The following is a 20,653-nucleotide window of genomic DNA, read 5'->3' on the forward strand; positions in this document are numbered from 1 at the left end:
CGGGGCGGATACTCAGGCCGTTGGGCGTGAGGTACTCAGACGGGCGGGTGACGGGGTGGTGACGGATCCGGGGCGGGGCTTCGAACCGGCGACCGGTGACGGTGCGGCCGCGCCGCCCGGGCGTCGGGAGGCCGAGCTGCACACGGCGTTCGAGGGGCTGCGGCAGATCCGCCGTCTGGTGAACGGCCCCGCCGGCGCAGGGATTCCCGCGCCATGGGAGGTGCGGCAGGCGCCGCGTGCCGTGGCTCTCGTACTGGAGGCGGCGGGCATCACGCCGTCGGCGCTGGACGCGGAGGGGCGGCGTACGCGGACGGGTTACCGCGTGGCCGCCGGGTCCGGGCCGGGACGTGTGGAGGTGACCTGGGTCGGCCCGCCGGGCGGTGGCGCGGCCGAGGAGGAGCGGGAGCGCCTGACGGCCTGCGCGGCCGTGCTGGAGGAGCTGGGCTGGGTGTGTCTGCTGTACCGGGGACCTCGCCGGCGGCGCTTCCTGGAGGTGGAACCCCCACGCTGAGCGTGCCGGTCGGGCCCGTCGGGTCGGTCCGGGCGGTCCGGGCAGGCGGCGCGCCGCTGACGCGGGACGCGCTCCGCGCCCGCTACGAGCGGCTCGCTGCCGGCTCCCCCGACCCGGCGGTCGTCCGGGCCGACTGGGTGCTGCGGCTGCGCGGGACGGGGCGGCTGGTGGGCACGGTCCAGGCCGCCGTCACCCCCGCGCAGGGCCTCGCCGAGCCGGCCTGGGTCGTCGGTGTCCGCCGGCAGGGCAAGGGCTTGGCCTCGGAGGCCGCCCGCGTGCTCTCGGCCCGGCTGGAGCGGCTGCCCGTCGACCGTCGCATCGCCCACATCCATCCGGACCATGCCGCGTCGGTGGCGAGGGCCTGCGGCCTCCGCCCGACCGGACACCGCGAGGAGGGCGAGGTGCGCTGGCAGTCCTCCGGCGCCCGGCCGGAGGCCCACGCGGAGCGGCCGGCGAGCGCGGTCACCGTTTCGGCGAGGACGCGACGCAGTTCGGGCGGGCCGAGCACCTCGGCCTCCGTGCCCGGCGCAGGAGGCCGCCGACGGCGACGGCCTCGGACTCGACGGCGAGGCTGATCCGGACCCAGCCGTCGGCGTCGGGGGATCCGGCGTCGGCGAGCGCCCGCGTGCCCGCCGCCCCGAACTGTGTCGGCGGGCACCTTCGACGCGGGCGGCACCGTCTGCCGTTTCGAGGTGGTGCCAGGCTCCGGCACCGGGGACCTCGCGGCCCTGGCCTGACCCGCTTCCGGACGTGCGGGGGGCGCGGACCGGCTGCGGTCCGCGCCCCCGGCACCGTCGGCCTCAGGTCACGGCGCCCCGAAGGTGAGCGTCAGCTGCGGCGTGCCCTCGTTGGCCTGGGCCTCGGAGGACCACAGCCACAGGGCGTCCGTGCCGGAGCTGCTGAGCGCCAGGCCGAGGCTGCCGCCGAGCGCCCCCGCGACGGATCCCGTCGTCAGCGCGGCGGTGTGCACCTGCGAGCCGTCCGGGACGCCCGGGTAGGCGCCGAGGGCGGGACCCCCCAGGGCGGGGCGGTTGTCGTAGGTCGTCCCGCCCTCGCTCCATGCTCCGGTGATGGGGACGACCGAGACGGTGTCCGTCGTACCGGCGCCGCTCGTCGTGCTCGTCTTCACGCTGAGCACGGCCGACTTCAGCACCGTGCCCGCGGGCGCGGCCGGCAGGTCGAAGCGCAGGTAGCTCGCGTAGAAGGAGGTGCCGCGCACCGCCAGCGAGGAGGAGGCGCCGTAGTTCGTCCCGGGGGCGCCCGCGTTGGCGTAGGTGTCCTCCGCGGCGGTGACCTGGACCACCGAGTCGGCCGGCGCGGTGGCCAGGGCGTAGTGGTTCTGCACCTGCGCCGCGCTCAGGACGGTCGGGTAGACGGCGCTCTCGTCGAGCTGTCCCGCCCAGAACTCGCTCGCCGGGCGGTCCGGCCAGCCGCCGAGGCTGTCGCCGCCCGCGTGCCAGTAGCCGCTGTAGTTCTCGTGTGCGGAGACGGCCAGGGTGCCCCGCTGGACGCCGTCCACGTAGAGGGTCATGCCGCCGGGGCCCTGGGTCGCGACGACATGGTGCCACTGGTTGTCGTTGTACGAGCCGGCGGTGGTGATCGTGCGGGTGGCACCGGTGTAGACGCCGAAGACCACCCGGCCGTCGTTGGTCATGTAGAGGTGCTTGTCGTACTGATTGCTGCCGCGGTCCTGGTTGCTTCCGAAGCCGAAGAGCTTGCCGCCGCGGGTGGTGTCCGTCCTGAACCAGGTCTCGACGGTGTAGGCGCTGCCCACCGTCTGCCGCTTGTCCGCGTAGATCCGGGTGTCGGTGCCGTTGAAGCCGATCGCCGTGCTCGCGCCGGAGACCGCGCCCGGCGTCTGCCGCAGGGCCGGGGCGTTCATGTGCACGCCGTTCTGGTTGCCGCCCGTCGAGGAGTCGGCGACGTAGGGCAGGACCGGGTCGTCGTAGCGCCAGTACAGCTGGGCCCCGTCGGCGCGCACCCGACTCGGGTAGCCGTCGGTCTTCGTCGGGACGGTCACGCTCGCGGTGGCGGAGAGGGCGCTGGTGTTGCCGGCCGCGTCGGAGGCCGTGACCCGGTAGGTGTACGACTGGCCGGCCGCGACGGTGGTGTCGGTCCACGAGGCCTGCGGGCGCTTGAAGAAGAGCGAGTCCGCCGTGACCGCGGCAATCGGTGTGGCCGAGCCGTTGCGGTAGATCCGGTAGGTCAGCGCACTGTCGTCGAGGTCGAGGCTGGTGCGCCAGCGCACCTGGACCTCGCCCGGTGTGAAGCTCGCCGCGCTCGCCACGGGCACCGTGGGCGCGCCGGTGTCCCCGGTGGAGGCGAACCGCGTCAGGCTCTGCTGCGCCGCGCCGTTGACCGTGGTGAACTCACCGCCGACCCACAGGTACTGCACGCCGTTCTTCGAACCGACCGTCATCACGCGTGGGCCGATGCCCTCGCCGATGCCGTCGTTGGTGTCGGGGGACCAGCCCAGCTTGCCGATGCTGCCGGTGGGCTGGGCGAGCAGGTGGTGGCGCCGGCCGTCGGGGAACTCCCCCACGAGGGAGCAGTCGTGCGCGTGCGAGGCGCTGTAGAGCACGTTCTGGTGGGGCAGCACGGCCTGGGTGGCGCCCAGGCAGGTGTCGCGCCAGCGCTGACCGAAGCCCGGGAGGTCGAGCGCGATCCGGCCGTCGAAGACGCCGCCGCCGGTGCCCTCGTTGGCGGTGTAGAAGCCGGTCGCGTCGGTCGCGATGTCCTTGACGACGGAGTTGGTGTCGATGAAGCCGGGGTATGTCTTGGTGAGCGCGCCGCTCGCCGCGTCGACGACGGCCAGGGCGTGGGTGTTCGCACCGTTGACCGTGAAGAAGTCGCCGCCGAGGACCACGTTCCGGCCGTCCGGGGTGACCTCGACGGCGCGGCCGGGCTCGTCGGCGTCGGCGGTGAAGGGCTTGAGGGCTCCGTCGGCGGCGCCGACGGCGGCGAAGCGCTGGCGGGGCTGGCCCGCCACGGTGAGGAAGTCGCCGCCCGCGTAGACCGTGTCCCCGGTGACGGCGAGCGCGCGGACGGTGGCCGCGAAGGCCGGGCGGAAGCCGGTCTTCACCGTGCAGCTCGCCACGTCGATCGCGGCGAGACTGGAGACGGGGGTGCCGTTCACCGCGCCGAAGTAGCCGCCGGCGTAGAGGGTCGTCTTGTCCGGTGAGAGGGCGAGTGCCCGGACCGTCGCGGTGCCGGATGCCACGGTGAAGGAGAGTCTGCAGGAGGTCGGCGCGCCCGTCGCGGCGTCCATCGCCACGAAGTTCACGGCCTGCTGTTCGCTGCCGGCCCCGCCCGCGGGCGGGCGCACGGTGGAGAAGGTGCCGCCGGCGAAGACCTGGCCACCGGCCTCGGCGAGGGCCCATACGACCCCGTTGGGCTGCCACGTGGACAGTGCGTCGGCGGTGAAGGCGACGGGCGGTGTGACGGCCGCCGCCTGCGGGGCGAGGGCGAGGCCCAGCCCCGCTCCGGTTGCGGTCAGGGACAAGGACAGGGCGAGAGAGACCGCCGGCCTTCGGGATCTGCGCATGAACCCCCCAGTTGAGTGTGCGGTGCGGCCGGACGGCGCCACTGGTGAGGCATGGCCGGAAACCGCCGAACAGGTGTCCGCGACGATGCTTACGGGCGCACCTTAGATCGGTTCGGCGCTCCGTTCACCCCACTTGGCGCATTTCGGCGACGAGATCGCGCCAGAACCGGGGGCCGCCGGCACGTCCGCGGCATCATCCCCGCGGCTTGGCGCGGACGTGCATGCGCTCCCCCTGACGCCCGAACAGGCTGAGGATCTCGACGGGCCGCCCCTCGTCCGCGCTGGTGAACCAGTGGGGCAGCCGGGTGTCGAACTCAGCCGCCTCGCCCGGCCCGAGGACCAGGTCGTGGTCGGCGAGGACGAGGCGCAGCCGGCCGTCCAGCACGTACAGCCACTCGTAGCCCTCGTGCGTCCGCGGATCCGGCTCGGCGCCGCGGTGGGGGATGAGCATCTTGAACGCCTGGAGCGGGCCGGGGCCGCGGGTGAGCGGCACGACCGTGCCGCCGCCCGGCATGGTCCGGGGCTTCAGCCGCACCCGGGGGTCCCCGACCTCGGGAGCGCCGACCAGCTCGTCGAGGGGTACGCGGTAGGCGGCGGCGAGCGGCAGCAGCAGTTCCAGGCTGGGCCGGCGCCCGCCGGACTCCAGCCTCGACAGGGTGCTCCTGGAGATGCCGGTCGCCTCGGAGAGCGCGGCGAGGGTGAGGCCGCTCTGGGCGCGCAGGCGCCGCAGGCGGGGGGCGACCTCGTCGAGGACCGCTTGGTGGTCCGGCGGTGTGTCCATACCCGCCATTCCACTGCGCCGTCCCGGAATCGGCAACATGCTTTGCCGAAGGGGCGCCGCCGGAAGGACGCTGCCCGCCATGAACGCAACCGCGGTCCCCGCGTCCGCCGCCCGCCGGGCCCTCGCCGGCCTGTCGCTCTCCATGCTGCTCGCCTCGCTCGGCACCAGTGCCGCCCCCGCCGCCCTGCCCACGCTGGCGCACGCCTTCTCCGCCTCCTTCCGGGAGGTCCAGTGGATCGTCCTCGCCCATCTCCTCGCCGTCACCGGCCTGGTCGTCGGGGCCGGACGGCTCGGCGACCTCCTCGGCCGCCGCCGGCTGCTCGTGGCGGGCACGGCGCTCTTCACCGGCGCCTCGGTCCTGTGCGGCGCAGCCACCTCGCTCTGGCTGCTGATCGGCGCCCGGGCGGCGCAGGGGGCCGGGGCGGCCGTCATGACGGCCCTGGCCATGGCGTTCGTCGCTGACGCGGTCCCGAAGGCGCGGATCGGTCGCGCCATGGGGCTGCTCGGCACGATGTCCGCGGTCGGCACCGCCCTCGGGGCCCCGCTGGGCGGCGCCCTGATCGCCGGGTTCGGCTGGCGGGCGCTGTTCCTCGCCCTGGTGCCCCTGGGCGCGCTGACCCTGTTCCTGGTACGCCGCCACCTGCCCGCAGACCGGCCGCGCGGCGGGACCGGGGCGTCCGCCGTGGCCGGCCGGGGCCGCTTCGACGGAGCCGGCACACTGCTGCTCGCCCTGGCGCTGGCGGCCTACGCCCTCGCCATGACCCCGGGCCACGGCGGTTTCGGCCACCTGAACGCGGCGCTGCTCGCCGGCGCCGCCTTCGGCGCCGGCCTCTTCGTACGGTCGCAGGGGCGGGCGGCGTCGCCGCTGGTCCCCCGGGCGCTCCTGCGCACGCCGGGCCTGCGCGCGGGCCTCGCCACGAGCGCGCTCGTCTCCACGGTGATGATGACGACGCTGGTGGTCGGGCCCTTCCAGCTGTCGCGTGCACTGGGGCTGGACGCGGCCCTCACGGGGCTCCTCCTGGCGGTCGGACCGCTGGTGGCCGCCGTGACCGGGGTGCCCGCCGGGCGACTCGCCGACCGCTTCGGTCCGCGCCGCACCACGGCCCTCGGCCTCGCGGTGATGGCCGCCGGCGCCCTCGCCCTGGCGCTGGTGCCGGCGCACTTCGGCCCGGCGGGCTACGTCGCCCCGCTCGCCGTGCTGACCGCCGGGTACGCGGTGTTCCAGACGGCGAACAACACGGCCGTCATGGCGGACGTGCCGCCGGACCGGCGGGGAGTCGTCTCCGGCACACTGGGCCTCGCACGCAACCTCGGTCTCGTCACGGGCGCCTCCGCCATGGGCGCGGTGTTCACGCTGGCGGCGGACGCGGGCGACGTCGCGACGGCGTCCCCGGCGGCGGTGGCCGCCGCCACCCGGATCACCTTCGCGGTGGCGGCGGCCCTGGTCCTCCTCGCGCTCGCCGTCGCCGCGGCCGGGCGGACCCGGTCCGGCGCCGCCCGCGGGCGGGGACTCACTCCGCCCCGGCCCCCGGCAGGGGGCGGCACAGCAGCGCGGCCGGGGACGGGCGCGACGCGACCCGGGTCGTGAAGGCGATGCCCGCCGCGTACTCCGTGGGCAGGCACTGGCCCTTGTAGTGGCCGAGGGCGTAGTCGCCACCGGGTCCGCCGGGCGGCCGGTTGTCGCCGCGGTCGAACCAGAGGGTGCGGCCGCCGGCCGGCAGGGCGGTGTGGGCCGGTGCGCACAGGGCGGCCGAGACCCGCTCGCCCCGAAGGCTGTAGCCGATCACGAACTGGCCCGCCGGGCACTGGAACTTCGTGTAGCCGCCGGCCCAGTCGCCGCCGGCGGGGACGTACCTCTCGTCGCGGACCACGGTGTTCGTCCCGGTAGGGGCGCGCAGGCCGGAGCTGGTGCACAGGCCGCGGCCGCCGGTGTGGGCGAGGCCGGTGAGGCGGGCGCCGTCGGGGCAGACGGCCTTGCGGGCCCCGCCGTCCCAGTCTCCGCCGGCCCGGGTGAGCAGCGAGGCGTTGTGGTCGCGGTGGTCGGTGGTCAGCTGGTACCACGCGGTGCCGGCGGGGACGGGGCCGGTGCGGCCGGGGGCCGCGAGGAGCCCGGACCAGTGGGCGGTGCGCCAGTCCCCCGCGTCCAGGACTCCGGAGCGTCGGCCGGCCGCGTCGTAGCGGAGCAGCGCCCAGGTGTCCCCGCCGGGGACGCCCTGGGCGGTGGTGCTCCAGCCGACCAGTGGCCAGTACGCGAAGTCGGCGTCGCTGCGCGCCAGTTGCGCGGTGAGACGGTCGAACCAGGTGCGCGGTGCGGCGCCGTTCTCGTCGGCCCCGATGCCGAACTCGCTGATCCAGACGGGGGCGGTGAAGTGCGCGCCGGTCTCCGCGGAGACGAAGAAGGCCTGCTCGTGGAGAGTCTGTTCGAGCTGCGCCGCGGTCATGTCCTGGTAGCGCAGGTCACTTGTCTCGCCGATGCCGGTGGCTCCGCTGTGATGGGGGCCGGTGTAGCCGTAGAAGTGGGCCGAGTAGACCAGCTTGTTCGAGACGACCAGGGTGTGCGAGAGGGTCCGGGCGGGGGTGAGGGTGGGCCGGCCGTGCGGGAAGCCGTCGATCGGCAGGCCGAACCAGTTGATGCCCTCGACCACGACGAGCAGGTTCGCATTGGCCTCCGTGAGGATGCGGTCGGCGGCCTCCTGGGCAGCGGCGTGCCAGTCGTGGTTGTCGCCGAGGCCCCAGTTGGGGTCGTCCCAGACGTCCCGGCGGACCTCGTTGTAGAGGTCGGCTCCGACCACGCGCGGGTTGTCGCGGTAGCGGCGGGCGAGGAAGACCCAGTCGTCCGCCCACTGGGATGTGGAACGTCCGCTGTTCCAGCGTTCGTTGCCGTCGAGGCCGCAGCACCAGCGGGTGGTGACGGTGTGGTTGTTGAGGATGACGGCGAAACCGCCGTCGGTGAGGGCGGCGACGACGGCGTCGAAGACCTGGAGGGGGGTGCGTCCGCGCAGGGCCGGGTTGGCGGCGACGGCCGCGTCCGGGACCGGGGTGGTGGTGCGCAGCATCTCGTTGGAGAAGGGCAGCCGGATGCTGTTGAGACCCAGGGCTCGGAAGTCGGCGAGGAGGGTGGGCAGCGGGACCCGGTCCAGGCCCAGGGGGATTGCGTTGGCGTTCTGGCCGCTGTGGTGCGTCGACGGGTCGTTGCGGTCGCCCGAGCCGTTCCAGGAGCCCTGGGCTCCGTCCCAGTTGCCCGAGCGCAGGCGGAAGCGGTTGCCCTGCGCGTCGACGATGTACCGGCCGCGCGTCGAGAGCGGCGGGGTCCAGGCGCCGGCGGCGCCGGCGGCCGTGACGGCCTCGGTGGCCGCGGCGGCCGGACCGGCCGGACGTGCCTGGGCGGCCCCGGCGGGCAGGGCGCCGGCCGTCAGCAGGAGGGCGCACAGGACGGCGCGTAACAGGCTCTTCATCTCGCTCCTACCGGGTCCGGCCGCCCGGCCGGGCGGTTGCCGCGGGTCAAGTTACCGGCGGGTCGCTGCCGGGGGAAGGCGAACGCCCGCACGCTTTCGGCGGTTGCTGCACGGCTGCCCCGGCGCGGGCCGGAACCGCCGGATCCGGCCGCCGCAGCCCGCTCACGCAGCGTCACCCTGCGGAAACGGCCCCGCACGGCGCCGCGTCCCTCTACCGTGCCCTGAGGGAACGGGGGCTCGGCAGCGGAGGGCGGGGCGGATGAACGAGGAAGAGGACATGCGGTTGGCGGGGATGACGCCCGAGATCTCCCGGCGCACCCTCGTCATGCTGCGCGGCCTCGCCGGTCTGGAGCCGCCGGAGCAGGTGCCGGAGGAGGCCATGGTCGTGGCCGACGCGGTCCTGGCCGAGTACGGCACCGACGGGCTCCGGGTCCTGGTGATGACGCTGGCGGCCTGGGCCACGGCCCAGATCGAGAACGTCGCCGAGCTGAGCGGGCGCAGCCACGAAGCGGTGCTGGACGCGATGGAGCTGGCGTGCATGGAGGCGAACGCCGAGGACTGAGGGCCGGCTGTCACGTCGACCCCCGGGGATCGGCCACCCCCGGTGGATCGGCCGCGGCGTCGGGGGCGGTGCATGTGGCGAGGCGGAGGAGCGTCGGGAACCGGGCGCATCGGGGCGTTCCGGCAATGCGGCGAGGCGCCGTGGCTGTCGTCGCGCGCCTCCCGGGATCGCGCAGGCCCAGGGTGTCCGGTGGGGCAGGGCCGGCCACCCCCTGGGCCGCATCGGCGGCAGCGCCGCGGGCCCGACGGGACTTTGAGAAAAGGAGCGTCTCGGCCCGGTCCCGTTCGGGCCGCTTCGGCGACACTGGGAGCAGCAGGAGCGTCGCGGGGGGTCCGATCGGAGGCCGTCGTGAGCACACCTTCCCCCATCCGAATCGCCGCCGTGCTGTCCACGGAACACCGTGGGCGGCTGATGGCGCAGGCCCGTGAGGTCAATTTCCCGGAGAACGCACGGATCTTCGATGAAGGCAACCGGGCGGATTCCTTCTGGATCGTGCGCTCCGGCACGGTGACCCTGGAGGTCCCGGTGGCCGGCCGGCGGCCCGCGCAGGTGGAGAACCTCGGCCCCGGCGAGCTGGTCGGCTGGTCCTGGCTGTTCCCTCCGTACGTGTGGCAGCTCGGTGCGGAGGCGATGACGCCGGTGCGCGCCTACGAGTTCGACGCGGCGGCCGTACGGATGCTGATGGACGCCGATCCCGCCTTCGGTTCCGCGATCGGGCACTGGGTGGGGCGCGTGCTCGCGATGCGGCTCCAGCAGACCCGCACCCGCCTGCTGGATCTGTACGCCCCGCGCCTGGGCGCGGCCGGCTGAGGGGATCGCGCCCCGGCTCAGTCGCGCAGCCCGGCCAGGTCGACGGCGCGGCGGCGCAGGCACAGGGCGGCCGGGACGATCGCGGAGGCCACCGCGACGGCCGCGCAGGCGCCCGTCGTCGCGCCCAGGGCGTCCCAGGGGATCACGATCCCGCCGCCGGCGTCCAGGAGCCGCAGCGCGCCCTGGATCCCTGCCAGGTTCAGGGCGGCGACCAGGGTGCCGATGACCGCGCCGACGAGGACGACCGTGAGGGCCTCCCCCGCCACCAGCCGCAGCACCTGCCACCTGGTGGCACCCGCCATCCGCAGGAGGGCGAGCTCGCGGGCCCGGTCGGAGGTCGCCGTCGCAAGGGTGTTGGCGAGCGCGATGCCGGTGTAGAGCAGGGCGATGCCGAGGACCAGCAGGAAGCCGGTCCGCGTGGTGCGCTTGGTGCGCGGCGAACTGTCCGCCACCCACTGCTGCTTGGTGAGGAGGCTGCCCCCGGCCTGCCGGGCGGCCTCGGCCAGGCCGGTGGCGGCCCGCGCGGCGTCGGCGCCCGGGGCGAGTCGTACGTCGATCCGGTCGACCGGCGCTCCGGGGGCGTTGGCCGGGGTGACGTAGGCGCCGTTGCTCCCGGTTCCGATGCTCATCACGGCGGCGATCCGCAGTGTCCTGGGGGTGCCGTCGCCGAGTCGGACCTCGACGGCCTGGCCGACGGTGTGCCGCTCCCACTCCTGCGTCACGATCACGGATCCGTCGTCGAGGTCGTCGACCCGGCCCGCGACGAGGGGCAGGTCGGCGGTCCGGGCGAGGGCGCGCGGGTCGGCGGCGCGGGCTTCGGAGCGGATGAGTGCGACGCCGTCCTCCAGTACGTGGAGCTCGGTCGCGGCGGTGGCGGACACCTCCGTGCCGGGTACCGCTCTCACCCGTTCCACGGCGGCCGGGCCGAATCCGCCGGGGCCGCCCGTGATCACGAAGTCGGCGGTCGTCCGCTGCCGGATCTCCTCGGCCCCGGCCTCCTCGAGGGTGGCGGTCGTTCCGAGCAGGGAGCCGGCGAGTGCCACGGTGACGAGCACGGGCGCGGCGACGGCGGCGGTGCGGCGGATGCCCGCGGCGGCGTTCTCCCGGACGAGCATCCCGCCGGCGCCCGGCAGCCGGGCCGGGAGCAGGGCGACGAGCCGGACCAGCGGCCGGACCAGGACCGGGGCCAAGAGGGCGAAGGCCACGATGAACAGCATCGGGCGGCTGGTGTACGTCTTGCGGTGGAGCAGGTCCGACGGATCGGTGAGCAGTGCGTACGCGAGGCTGCCGAGCCCGGCCAGCAGCAGTCCGGCGCCGAAGACCCAGCGGCCCGGGGTCATGGCCTCCGTCTCGGCGGCGGCTTCCCGCAGGGCCTCCCCGGGACGGACGCGTCCCGCCCGCCAGGACGCGCTGACGGCTCCCGCGAGGGCGACGAGCAGCCCGGTCCAGAAGGCCAGGTGGTAGGGCCAGACGGCGTCGCCGATGGCGAACCAGTGCGGCGCGGTGCCGTCTTCGGCCAGTCGGCGGGCGAGCAGGGGTGCCCCGTACGCGCCGAACAGGCAGCCGGCGGCGGAGGCCAGCACTCCGAGGGCCAGCGCCTCGGTGTACACCATGCGCCGGACCTGGCCGGGGGTGGCGCCGACGGTGCGCAGCAGGGCGAACTCCTTGCGGCGCTGGGCGACGGCGAAGGCGAAGGCGGAGGCGACGACGAACACGGAGACGAAGCCGGTGACCCCGCCGGCGGTGCCGAGCATGGCGTTGACGGCGAGGAGGGCCCGGGTGTCGCGTTCGGGGTCGGGATCGGCGTACCGGCGGTCCCGGCCGGTGAGGATCCGTACGTCGGGGTCCCCGCCCACGACGGCCCGTACGGCGGCGGGGTCGGCGGCGACGACGAGTTGGTCGACGGCGGGTGAGATCCGGGCCGCGCGGGTGTCGGTCCAGAACACGGCGTTCTCGAAGCCTCGGCCGGCGACGGTGCCGACGACGGTGACGGGGCCGTGGTCGGTGGTCAGCCGGGTGCCGGGCCGGGCCCAGCCGGTGGTGACCACCTCGTCGTCGGTGCTCGGGGCGCGGCCGGCGTCGAGGGTGTACGGGACGAAGGCGGCGACCGACCAGGGGTGGCCGACCAGTTGCTGCGGTCCGCCGCCGGCGCGGACGGGGAAGGAGCGGTCCTGGGTGGTCGGGCCGAGGCCGGAGAGCCGGTGCACGAGTTGGGGAGCGAGGGGCCCCGGGTGGGCGAGGGGGCGGGTACGGTCGCCGAGGGGGGTCGGCACGCGGAGGACGTCGTTGCCCTTGACGACCACGGGCGCAAGGGCGAAGCGTTCCGGTCCGCGCTCCGGGGCTTCCAGGGTGGCGGCCAGTGCGAGGCCCATGGTGGCGATCAGGCCGACGCCGAGTGCCAGCGCGACGAAGCTCCCGGCGAAGGCGGCCCAGCGGGTGCGTGCGCTGTGGAGGGCGGCGGTCAGCACGGGGCGGCCTCCAGTGCCGTCATGCGGGCGGCGATGTCCTGGGCGTCAGCGCCGGCGAGTTCGCCGCTGAGGCGGCCGTCGGCGAGGAAGACGACGCGGTCGGCGTAGGAGGCGGCCACGGGGTCGTGGGTCACCATGACGACCGTCTGCTGTTCGGTGTCGGCCATGGCCCGCAGCAGGGTGAGGACTTCGCGGCCGGTCCGCGAGTCGAGGGCGCCGGTGGGTTCGTCGGCGAAGAGCACCTCGGGCCGGGTGATCAGGGCGCGGGCCAGGGCGACGCGCTGCTGCTGACCGCCGGACATCCGGGCGGGCCGGTGCCGGGCCCGGTCGGCGAGTCCCACTCGGGCCAGGACCTCCCGGACGTCCGCGTGGGCGGGGCGGCGGCCCGCCAGCCGCAGCGGCAGGGCGACGTTCTGCTCGGCGGTCAGGGCGGGCAGCAGGTTGAAGGCCTGGAAGACGAAGCCGATCCGCTCGCGGCGCAGCCGGGTCAGGCGGGCCTCGCCGAGCCGGCCCAGGTCGGTGCCGCCGATGGTGACGGTGCCGGAGGTGGGCCGGTCGAGTCCTGCCGCGCACTGCAGGAGGGTGGACTTGCCGGAGCCGGAGGGGCCCATGACGGCGGTGAAGGTGCCGCGGGGGAAGCCGAGGGACACCTGGTCGAGTGCGGTGACCGGATGGCCGCCGGCCGTGTGGACCCTGCTGACGTCCCTGAGTTGGATCGCGTCTTTTTCCATGCTCCAACCCAACCGGGCGGGACGGCTCGGCACAGCGGGCCTGGAGGGTGTTCGGGGGGTGGGGCAGGCCCTACCCCCCGGCTCCGCCCTGGCCCCGTGCCGGGTGGCCGAGGAGGGCGCCGCGGATGTTTCGGGGACGTCTCCCGGTCGGTGTTCGGCCGATTCCCGGTCCCGCTCCCCTACAGGTCAACCCTTCGGCACGGCTGCGGTCTGCAGTCATTCGTACACGATCGGTGACGAGAAATGAGGGTGCGAACGGGCGTTCGCGGCGCGCGTCGGCAAGACTGCGTCCGCTATCCGAAACGCCAACCCAAGGGAGTGTTCGAAATGCGGTCCATCGCAAGGGGTCTCGGACTCGGTTCCACCGCCGTGGCGCTCACCGCGCTCACGGCGCTGGCCTGGCCCGGCACGGCCGGCGCCGCGCCGAGCGGTGAGCAGAGTCTGTACGCGCCGTCCGCGCTGGTGCTCAGCGTGACGGCAGGCCCGGACGCCGACACCGGCACGGTGCTGCGGGCGGTGACGCTCGTCTGCGCGCCCGGGCCCGGCGGGACCCACCCGAACCCGGTTGCCGCGTGCCGTGAGTTACGCGCGGCGGGCGCGCAGCTGGACCCGCTCGCGGCGCCGGCCGCCGACGCCGTCTGTACCAGGGAGTGGGACCCGATGACGGTCACGGCCGACGGGGTCTGGCAGGGCCGCCGGCTCAACTACAGCTACACGTTCGCCAATCCGTGCGGTCTGCGGAACACCGCGGGTGCCCTCTTCGGCTTCTGATCCCGCGTGACGGAACCGGCCGGGCGGCGCCGTGCGACCGCCGCCCGGCCACCGCGCAGGTCCGCGGTGGCTCAGCCCAGTTCGAGGCTGGTCACGCCGAACAGCTCGGCCATGGGGAGGTCCGGGGCCGGGCCGGTGTACATCCGGGCCGCCTCGAAGGTCGGGACCAGGCCGAGGCCCTTGAGGAGCGCGGTCGCCTCGGGGTTCGCGTCGGGGACGTCCACGGCCACCGGTCCGCCGGACGCGTGCCGCGCCAGCCGCCGCAGCAGGACCTCCGCCACCGCGGGAGTGGCCGCGTACAGGGGGCCGATCCGGTGGGCGGCGCTGCACGGGCGGATCACACCCAGGCCCTCGATCCGCCCGTCGCGGACCGCCGCCAGGGCGGTCCGCCCGGGCAGGGCGGTCCAGGCGGACAGGAAGGCGTCCCGCGGAGCGGGGAAGAACCGCCGGTCGTAGGCGGCGAGCCGGCCGAAGGGCAGCGTGGCGGCGTCCACGATCTCGACGCCTGCCCTGTCACCGCCCGCCGCACCGCCCTGGGGCACGCCTTCGAAGCGAACGTTGTTCCAGGCCGAACGGAACCCGGACTTGCGGTAGTTGTCCTGCTGCTCGACGACCCCGTCCAGGCCGACGAGCCGGCCGTCGAGCCGTTCCATCCCGGCACGCCAGAGCCGGATGCCGTAGCCGTGGCCCCGGTGGGCGGGGCGGGCGATGTAGAAGCCGATGAAGCCGAAGCCGGCTCCGTAACGGACGGCGGAGATACAGGCCACCGGCTCCCCGTCGAGCCGCCCGACGAGGAAGCCCTCGGGGTCGGCCACGGCGAAGGCGAAACGGTCCGAGTCCCCCGGGTTCCAGCCCTCCTCGGCGGCCCAGCCCCGGATCATCTCCATGTCGGCGGCACTCGCCCCGGTGATCTCGAATCCCGTCATAGCGGTGTTGTACCAGATACGGATGGTGTGCGCGGAGGTGTTCCGGCGCACAGCGGACCGCCTTCGCGCGCCTGCGCCGCGGCCTGTCAGCGGCTTCGGGGCAGGGCTTGCTCCGGCCCCGCCTGCCGGAGCAGCCCCACCCGGCCGGCGTCCCTGCACCGTGCAACCCGCAGGCGGCGTGCACGGGTCGAGCTGCCCCGCCGGGCTCGGGTCAGCACTGTTCCGGGCAGCTCCCCTCGTGCAGGCCCCGGCCCCCTGCGGGCCGTTCAGCCCGCGCAGATGACGTCGTCGACCCGGATGGGCTTGGAGTCGAGGCGGACGTACGCCGTGAAGGTGTCGGTCTCGTCCGAGCCCCAGTGGGTGGTGACCGTGGCCCAGCCGACCCCGGCCGCCTGGGCCACGGTGACCGGCCCGATGCCGATGTCCTGCGGCTCGTTCTGCGCGCAGAGCAGCACGTCCGATTCCGTGTTCACCTGCTGTCTTTCCTGGAGCACCTGCGAGACGTGGTGCCGGCGGTCGTGGTCGGACGGGCCGTGGTCCCCGTAGAAGCGGACGAGGAAGCGCCCGATCTGATCCGCGGTGTGCCCCTCCGGCACGGCCGCGGCTACGGCGGCGGCAGGGGCGGCTACGGCGGGGGCGGACGGCACGACCGGCAGCGCCGACAGGGCCAGCAGCAGGGCACCAAGGCTGTAGGGCTTCAGCATCATGTGCGGTTTGTACCCGGCAGGCCGGTCCACCGGGAGTGCGCGGCGCGGATCTCACTCCTGTGGAGGGCGGGATTCACCGCAGAAACGCCCCTGCCTCCCCCGTGCGGTCGGTGCGCGGTAATGGGGTCGCGGGCGAGCGGCGGTCGTACGTAGGGTCGGTCGCATGGGAAAGCCGCTCGTCGCAGTGTTCAGTGGGGCAGGGATGTCCACGGACTCCGGAATTCCGGACTACCGGGGTCCTCAGGGCCTGTGGCGCCGTGAGCCCGAGGCCGAGAAGCTCGTGACCTACGAGTACTACATGGCCGATCCGGAGATCCGGCGGCGGTCGTGGCTGATGCGGGCCGAGATCGGCGCGCTCGGAGCGCGGCCGAACGCCGCGCACGTGGCCGTGGCCGAACTGGAACGCGGCGGCACCCCGGTCCGGGTCATCACCCAGAACGTCGACGGCCTGCACCAGCTCGCCGGGATGCCCGAGCGGAAGGTGTTCGAACTGCACGGCACCGCCCGGTCGGTGGTGTGCACGGCGTGTCACGCCCGGTCGGGGATGGACGAGGCGCTGGCCCGAGTGGCCGCCGGCGAACCGGATCCCGCCTGCCTGGCGTGCGGCGGGATCCTCAAGGCGGCCACCGTGATGTTCGGCGAGCGGCTCGACCCGGTGGTGCTGGGGCAGGCGATGGCCGTGGCCAAGGGGTGCCAGGTGTTCGTCGCCGTCGGCTCGACGCTCCAGGTGCAGCCGGCCGCCTCACTGGCGGGGATGGCCGCGGAGGCGGGCGCCCGGCTGATCATCGTGAACGCGCAGGAGACCCCGTACGACGTTCTCGCCGACGAGGTCGTCCGCGAACCGATCGGCACCGCCCTCCCGGCCCTCCTGACCCGGATCGCCGCGGGAGCCGGTGGCTGAAGGGAATGTCCCGCAAGGCCCCGGCCGGGCGCACGACGACTGGACGCGCCTCGCTGCGCAGGGGGAACACCCTGATACGCCCCCACGAGGACGCTCCTCCGCCTTGCGGTGCACCGCATCCGCCGCCGCGCGCCGATCCACGGGGATCCCGTGGGACGGCCCTCAGCCCGCGTCGGCCGCCCGGCGCATCTCCGCGACGTCCAGCTTCTTCATCTTCATCATCGCGGCCATGGCCCGTGCGGCCCGCTTCGGGTCCGGGTCGCTGACCAGGTCGACGGCGCCCGGCGGGATGACCTGCCAGGACACCCCGAACCTGTCCTTGACCCAGCCGCAGGCGGACTCCTGGCCGCCGTCCCTGGTCAGGGCGTCGTAGTAGTAGTCCGCCTCGGACTCGTCGGCGCAGTCGATCTGGAAGGACACCGCCTCGGTGAAATGGAACTGCGGGCCGCCGTTGAGGCCGACGAACCTCTGCCCGTTGATCTCGAACTCGACGGTCATGACCGAACCCTCCGACTCGGGGTTCGCCTCCGTGTAGCGCGCGATCCGGCCCAGCCTGCCGTCCTTGAACACGGACAGGTAGTAGTCGGCTGCCGCTTCCGCGTCGCCGTCGAACCACAGACACGTGGTGAATCCGTTGCCGCTCATCTCTGCCTCCAGGCCGGTGCGTGGACGGTGGATACCGCTCCGCACATACAGACCGGCCCCGGGCCCGAAATTCATCGGTGGGCCCGGGGCCGGTCCTCATTCGGCCGGGAATTCGACCGTACGGCCTACTTCGCGGGCTCCGCGCCCATGGCGAGCATCCGGTCGACCACCCGCTCGGCGGCGTCGCCGTTGTCCAGGTCGCAGAACTCCTCGCGGAATGCCGCACGCGCCCCGGCGTACTCGGCTCCGATCGCGTCCGCGTTCCGCACGGCCTCGATCAGGCTCGCCGAGTCGGAGAGCAGCGGTCCGGGCGCCTTCTCCTCCAGGTCGAAGTTGAAGCCGCGCAGGGTGCCGCGGTAGTGCTCCAGGTCGTACGTGAAGAGCAGGATGGGCCGGTCGGTGAGCGCGAAGTCGAAGATCGCGGAGGAGTAGTCCGAGATCAGCACGTCGGCGACCAGCAGCAGGTCGGCGGCGTCGGGCCAGCGGGACACGTCGACGACGAAACCGTCGCGGACGCCCTCGCGGACCTGCTCGGTGACGTGGTGGTGGCCACGGATCAGCAGGACGTGGTCCTCGCCCAGCTCGCGGCGGGCCTGCTCCAGATCGATCCGCAGGTCGAGCTTGTAACCACCGGTCCAGCCCTCGCAGTTCTCACGCCAGGTCGGCATGTAGAGGACGACCTTCTTGCCCTCGGGCAGGCCGAGCCGGCGCCGGACCTCGGCGATCCGCTCCGCGTCGGGCTTCACCAGCGCATCGGTGCGCGGGCTGCCGGCCTCGATGACCTCGCCGTCGTAGCCGAGGGCTCGCTTGAGGACGGGCGTCGCGTACGAGCTCGGCGAGGCGAGCAGGGACCACTGGGCGCTGTCGTGCGCGAGGCCCTCCAGGATCTCCGGGCTCGTGTAGTAGTCGTGCACGAAGTCGTGGCCGATCTGCTTGATCGGCGTACCGTGCCAGGTCTGGACGACGACCTGGCCGGCGCGGCGCTGGAACAGGGCCGGCACGCTGTCGTTGGTCACGAAGTAGCGGGCCCGGGCCATGACCTCCCAGGACTCCACGCTGCCGTACTGCACGGCGCGGGCGGTCGCGGGGACCTCGGCGCGGCCGTCCTTGACGAGCCAGACGTGCTCGAGCTTCTCGCCGCGGCGCAGCAGTTCCTCGTGGATGGCGCGGGGCGCGTCGCCGGCGCCGTGCCCCTGGAAGGTGTCGTACACGACGATGTCCTTGACCGGCAGGGCGCGCTGTGCCGGGTAGGTCTCGAAGCGGGCGACGCGCTGGGCGTAGCGGGAGCGGTCGTGCGGGCTCAGCAGCGGGTCGGCGACGAGCGCCATACGGTCGTGGAAGCGGGTCTCGATCCGCATCCGGCGGCCCTGCGCGGTGAGGGGGTGCGGGCCGGAGAAGAGGAGGTCCGGGGACATCTGGACCGGGGCGCCGCGGTCGACGCCGAGCAGGCCGGCGGTGGTCCCGCCCTGGGCGGCCGGGCGCAGCGTGGGCCACCAGCGGCCTTCGGGGAGCGTGGTGCGGCCCGCGAACGGCTCGGGGAGCACGGGCCGGAAGGTGGTCTCGAAGGCTTCGCCGTCACGGGTGACGGGGTAGCTGAACTCCATGCCGTGCGCGTTGTGCAGGACGAGCTCGTACGGCTCGTCGGTGGGCGCGACGAACCGGCCCCGCAGGGTCAGGGTGCCGTCCTCGGCCCCGACCTCGTCGACGAGCGGCGGGGAGGGCTGCACGGAGAGGGTGAGGTGGCCGGTGTTGCCGCGCTTGACGAACAGGGAGCGGCCCGCGGTCCCGCCGGGCAGGGGCAGGACGAGGCCGTTGAAACCGCCGCGCTCGTCGTGGGCCAGGCGGTGCTCTGTGCCGTCGGCGCCGACAACGGAGAGGCTCCACGGCTCGGGGGCCCATTCGCCGGGCTCGCACTCGGCGTCCGGCACGGCGGCCAGGTCGGCCAGCGCGACCCGGGCGGTGAAGGGGGTGCGGCCGGCGATGGCGGCGCCCGTCTCCAGCGGGAAGTCGAGGGCGGTGCCGGTGGTGACGTGGACGGCCTTGAGGCGGGCGGCATCGACCCCGGCGGAGAGCTCGCCGATGATCTCGACGGCGTCGTCACCGGCGGGCCGGGCGTCCAGCCCGCGGGCGCGGGCGATCTCGACCTGGATGGTGAGGGCGCCGGAGACGGCCGGGACGATCCGGACGTCGGGGGCCACCCAGTACGGGGGCGGATTCTGGCCGGTGTCGTGCTCGCCGCCGCGGAGCCGGGCGCGGTGCAGGCCGCCGGCGCCGGTGACGGCGATCGAGGTGGTCCATATCCCTTCGTTCCACTTGCCGCCCGACTGGAAGATCGAGGGGTCGACGACGGCGGTGAAGCCTGCCCAGTCGGCGTGCCGCAGCGCGAGGTGCGGGGACTTCACGGTGGCCATCGGGGAGGCGACCGTACGGGTGCTGACGACGGAGCGGCGTCGCTTGCCGCCCTCGCGGAAGATCAGCATCTTGCGGGAGCCGAGGCGGCTCTCCGCACCGAGGTGGCCGGGCAGGGCGTAGCCGCGCAGCAGCAGCTTGCCGTCGGACCAGGCCGCCTGCTCCAGGCGGCTGACGACGCGGCGCTCGCGCGCGCCGAGGGTGAGGATCTTGGCGGGGACCGGCGGGCGGCCCTGCAGGAAGGGGTAGTCGGCCTGCGGGCGGGCGAGACCCTTGACCGGGACGCTGTAGTGGTAGTCGCGCTGGTGGTTCAGGAGCGCGATGAAGTCCTCGACGCGGCCCTCGCCGGCGAGGTAGGCCTTGAGGCGGTCCGCGACGGTCAGGTCGGGCCAGGGGCCGGTGCCGATCTCGCGGACGAGGCCGCCGACCTCCTTGACGAACGCGGCGCGGAAGTCGGGGCCGCCCTCGGCGACGTACTTGTAGATGAGCGGGAGCTCCTCGCTCAGCACGTTGTAGTCGTAGTCGCGCAGGTAGCGCTCGTACTTGGCGCCCTGCTTGGCCTTGAGGGACTCGCGGACCAGGCGGACGGACTTCACGCGGTCGATGAGGGAGATCGGGTCGGTGGAGCGCTGGGTGATGGAGCGCTCGCCGGTCTCGCGGACGCGCCAGTGGTAGACGCAGTCGCTGAGGATGTCGACGCTGGAGGCGAAGTAGTGCGCGGGGATGCTGACCGGGGCGTCCTCGTAGAGGATGCCCTCCGGGTACTGGAAGCCGTGCTCGTCCCAGAAGGTCCGCCGGTAGACCTTGTTCCAGGCGGTGCGGTCGGTGACCAGCGCCGGGAACTTGGAGATGTGGGTTGCCAGCTGCGTCTTCGCGAAGGCGGCCCGGTGGCCCCACGACTGGTTCATGCCGACCGAGCGGAAGCGCTTGACGTTGCCGCCGGCGAAGTCCGAGCCCGTCTGGTCGAGGGCTTCGATCAGGCGCTGGTAGGCGTAGTCCGGCATCGTGTCGTCGCTGTCGACGAAGGCCAGGTACTCGCTGTCCGGGTGGATGTGGCGGGCGCCGGCGTTGCGGGCTGCGCCGAGGCCGGCGTTCTCCTGCATGACGACCCGGAAGCGCTTGTCACGCGCCGCGAAGGCCTTGGCTATGACGGCGCTGGTGTCCGTGGAGCCGTCGTCCACGAGGATGGCCTCGAAGTCGCCGAACGTCTGAGCGGCGATGGATTCCAGGCACTCGTCGAGGTAGAGCTCGACGTTGTAGACGGGGACGACGATGCTCAGGCGCGGGGGCATGGGTGGCGGTTTCTCCAGCGTTTTTTGCTTTTTCGATGATCAGCTCACAGCATCTTACTCTGTAACAGAGCCATAAACTCCACCCATATGGGGCATAGGGAACTGATCGCCGGGGCGGACGGCAAAGAATTCAGCCGTCC

General features: G+C 74.0%; 16 protein-coding genes. 7 read left to right on the plus strand and 9 right to left on the minus strand.

Going from position 1 to position 20,653, the window contains the following annotated elements; translation table 11 throughout:
* The first annotated feature begins 55 nt into the window (after positions 1–55).
* The gene (locus tag ACZ6JS_RS08310) at positions 56–511 is read left to right on the plus strand and encodes a hypothetical protein (RefSeq protein WP_469296790.1); all 456 of its coding nucleotides are present in this window, start codon (positions 56–58) and stop codon (positions 509–511) included.
* Positions 512–513: 2 nt separating this feature from the next.
* A complete protein-coding gene (locus ACZ6JS_RS08315) occupies positions 514–1,086 on the plus strand; it encodes a GNAT family N-acetyltransferase (RefSeq protein WP_469296793.1) in 573 nt (190 codons plus the stop codon).
* Positions 1,087–1,316: 230 nt separating this feature from the next.
* On the opposite strand, the gene ACZ6JS_RS08320 is transcribed toward ACZ6JS_RS08315, so the two are convergent.
* Both ACZ6JS_RS08320 and ACZ6JS_RS08325 read right to left on the minus strand, forming a co-directional pair.
* A complete protein-coding gene (locus ACZ6JS_RS08320) occupies positions 1,317–4,055 on the minus strand; it encodes a DNRLRE domain-containing protein (RefSeq protein ID WP_469296794.1) in 2,739 nt (912 codons plus the stop codon).
* Between the two features lie 193 nt (positions 4,056–4,248).
* Entirely contained in the window at positions 4,249–4,836 is a 588-nt protein-coding gene (locus ACZ6JS_RS08325; protein ID WP_469296796.1) for a helix-turn-helix domain-containing protein, read from the minus strand.
* 79 nt (positions 4,837–4,915) lie between these two features.
* Between ACZ6JS_RS08325 and ACZ6JS_RS08330 the strand changes: the two genes are divergently transcribed.
* Complete coding sequence (locus ACZ6JS_RS08330; protein ID WP_469296797.1) at positions 4,916–6,424, plus strand: MFS transporter; 1,509 nt, start codon at positions 4,916–4,918, stop codon at positions 6,422–6,424.
* Here ACZ6JS_RS08330 and ACZ6JS_RS08335 read toward each other — a convergent pair.
* Positions 6,348–8,291, minus strand: coding sequence for a glycoside hydrolase family 5 protein (locus ACZ6JS_RS08335; protein WP_469296799.1), 1,944 nt, complete (start codon positions 8,289–8,291; stop codon positions 6,348–6,350). The genes ACZ6JS_RS08330 and ACZ6JS_RS08335 overlap by 77 nt on opposite strands.
* A 259-nt stretch (positions 8,292–8,550) precedes the next feature.
* Here ACZ6JS_RS08335 and ACZ6JS_RS08340 point away from each other — a divergent pair, with 259 nt between their 5' ends.
* The gene (locus tag ACZ6JS_RS08340; RefSeq protein WP_030848599.1) at positions 8,551–8,853 is read left to right on the plus strand and encodes a hypothetical protein; all 303 of its coding nucleotides are present in this window, start codon (positions 8,551–8,553) and stop codon (positions 8,851–8,853) included.
* A gap of 348 nt (positions 8,854–9,201) precedes the next feature.
* A complete protein-coding gene (locus ACZ6JS_RS08345) occupies positions 9,202–9,663 on the plus strand; it encodes a Crp/Fnr family transcriptional regulator (RefSeq protein WP_469296800.1) in 462 nt (153 codons plus the stop codon).
* 17 nt (positions 9,664–9,680) lie between these two features.
* On the opposite strand, the gene ACZ6JS_RS08350 is transcribed toward ACZ6JS_RS08345, so the two are convergent.
* Together ACZ6JS_RS08350 and ACZ6JS_RS08355 are read right to left on the minus strand one after the other, a co-directional pair.
* Positions 9,681–12,131, minus strand: a complete 2,451-nt coding sequence (locus tag ACZ6JS_RS08350; RefSeq protein WP_469296801.1) for an ABC transporter permease — start codon at positions 12,129–12,131, stop codon at positions 9,681–9,683.
* Positions 12,125–12,862 carry an ABC transporter ATP-binding protein gene (locus tag ACZ6JS_RS08355; RefSeq protein ID WP_469296803.1) on the minus strand — a complete coding sequence of 246 codons (738 nt, stop codon included), beginning with the start codon at positions 12,860–12,862 and terminating at the stop codon, positions 12,125–12,127. Before ACZ6JS_RS08355 ends, ACZ6JS_RS08350 begins: the two co-directional genes overlap by 7 nt.
* Positions 12,863–13,189: 327 nt before the next feature.
* Here ACZ6JS_RS08355 and ACZ6JS_RS08360 point away from each other — a divergent pair, with 327 nt between their 5' ends.
* Positions 13,190–13,633 (plus strand): subtilase-type protease inhibitor, encoded by a 444-nt coding sequence (locus tag ACZ6JS_RS08360; RefSeq protein ID WP_469296804.1) that lies wholly within the window; start codon positions 13,190–13,192, stop codon positions 13,631–13,633.
* A gap of 71 nt (positions 13,634–13,704) precedes the next feature.
* On the opposite strand, the gene ACZ6JS_RS08365 is transcribed toward ACZ6JS_RS08360, so the two are convergent.
* A complete protein-coding gene (locus ACZ6JS_RS08365; RefSeq protein WP_469297160.1) occupies positions 13,705–14,559 on the minus strand; it encodes a GNAT family N-acetyltransferase in 855 nt (284 codons plus the stop codon).
* Positions 14,560–14,825: 266 nt separating this feature from the next.
* The gene (locus ACZ6JS_RS08370; protein ID WP_469296806.1) at positions 14,826–15,266 is read right to left on the minus strand and encodes a hypothetical protein; all 441 of its coding nucleotides are present in this window, start codon (positions 15,264–15,266) and stop codon (positions 14,826–14,828) included.
* A gap of 163 nt (positions 15,267–15,429) precedes the next feature.
* Here ACZ6JS_RS08370 and ACZ6JS_RS08375 point away from each other — a divergent pair, with 163 nt between their 5' ends.
* Positions 15,430–16,167: an SIR2 family NAD-dependent protein deacylase gene (locus tag ACZ6JS_RS08375; RefSeq protein ID WP_469296808.1), complete on the plus strand. Its 738-nt coding sequence runs from the start codon at positions 15,430–15,432 to the stop codon at positions 16,165–16,167.
* Between the two features lie 162 nt (positions 16,168–16,329).
* Here ACZ6JS_RS08375 and ACZ6JS_RS08380 read toward each other — a convergent pair whose 3' ends face one another.
* Complete coding sequence (locus tag ACZ6JS_RS08380; RefSeq protein WP_469296809.1) at positions 16,330–16,812, minus strand: VOC family protein; 483 nt, start codon at positions 16,810–16,812, stop codon at positions 16,330–16,332.
* Positions 16,813–16,937: 125 nt separating this feature from the next.
* A complete protein-coding gene (locus ACZ6JS_RS08385) occupies positions 16,938–20,513 on the minus strand; it encodes a bifunctional glycosyltransferase/CDP-glycerol:glycerophosphate glycerophosphotransferase (protein WP_469296811.1) in 3,576 nt (1,191 codons plus the stop codon).
* Positions 20,514–20,653: the final 140 nt, after the last annotated feature.

The organism is Streptomyces sp. NPDC046349, assembly GCF_055587885.1.